The organism is Planomonospora algeriensis (genome assembly GCF_977012225.1).
Map to the genome: position 1 here is coordinate 1 of NZ_CDRNDK010000933.1, position 1,025 is coordinate 1,025.

Sequence of the window (1,025 nt, forward strand, 5' to 3'; positions counted from 1 at the left end):
GCGCCCGACGGCCGCTGCAAGGCGTTCTCGGCGGACGCCGACGGCACCGGCTGGGGTGAGGGCGTGGGCATGCTGCTGGTCGAGCGGTTGTCGGACGCGCGCCGCAACGGCCACCGGGTGCTGGCGGTCCTGCGCGGCAGCGCGGTCAACCAGGACGGGGCGAGCAACGGGCTGACGGCGCCGAACGGCCCCTCTCAGGAGCGGGTGATCCGGCAGGCGCTGGCGAACGCGGGCCTGTCGGCGGCGGACGTGGACGTGGTCGAGGCGCACGGCACGGGCACTGTGCTGGGCGACCCGATCGAGGCCCAGGCCATCCTGGCCACCTACGGCGAGGACCGGTCTGAGGACCGGCCGCTGTGGCTGGGGTCGCTGAAGTCGAACATCGGCCACACCCAGGCCGCCGCCGGCGTCGGCGGCGTGATCAAGATGGTGATGGCGATGCGCAACGGCGTCATGCCGCGGACGCTGCACGTCGAGGAGTCTTCGCCGCATGTGGATTGGTCGGCGGGCGCGGTGGAGCTGCTGACCGAGGCCCGTGCCTGGGAGTCGGAGAACGGTCCGCGCCGGGCAGGTGTCTCCTCCTTCGGAGTGAGTGGCACGAACGCGCACGTGATCATCGAGCAGGGGCCGGGCGTCACCGAGCCCGCCGACGACGCCGAACCGCCCGTCGTGCCGTGGCTGATCTCCGCCAACGACGGAGAGGCCCTCCAGACGCAGGCCGCCAGGCTCGCGAACTGGGCGTCCCAGGACGACGCGCCTTTGGCCGCCGTCGGTAAGGCGCTGGTCTCGGCGCGTTCGTTGCTGGAGCGGCGTGCGGTGGTGGTGGGTGCGGATCGGGCGGAGCTGGTGGCGGGTCTGCGGGCGCTGGCCGAGGGCGCGGCCGGTGATGCGGCGGTCGGCGGATCAGTGCCGGGTGCGGTGCCGGGCGTGGTGACGGGTCCGGGTGCGGGTTCTGGCGTGGGTTCGGGTTCGGGTGGTGGGTTGGCGTTCTTGTTCGCGGGTCAGGGCAGTCAGCGGGCGGGGAT

1 protein-coding gene is annotated in these 1,025 nt (G+C 73.4%); it reads left to right on the forward strand.

Annotation, left to right across the window (positions count from 1 at the left end; translation table 11 throughout):
* Nucleotides 1-1,025, forward strand: a 1,025-nt coding sequence (locus ACWJ6R_RS36990) for a ketoacyl-synthetase C-terminal extension domain-containing protein (protein WP_449066649.1), incomplete at both ends; no start/stop codon positions are given.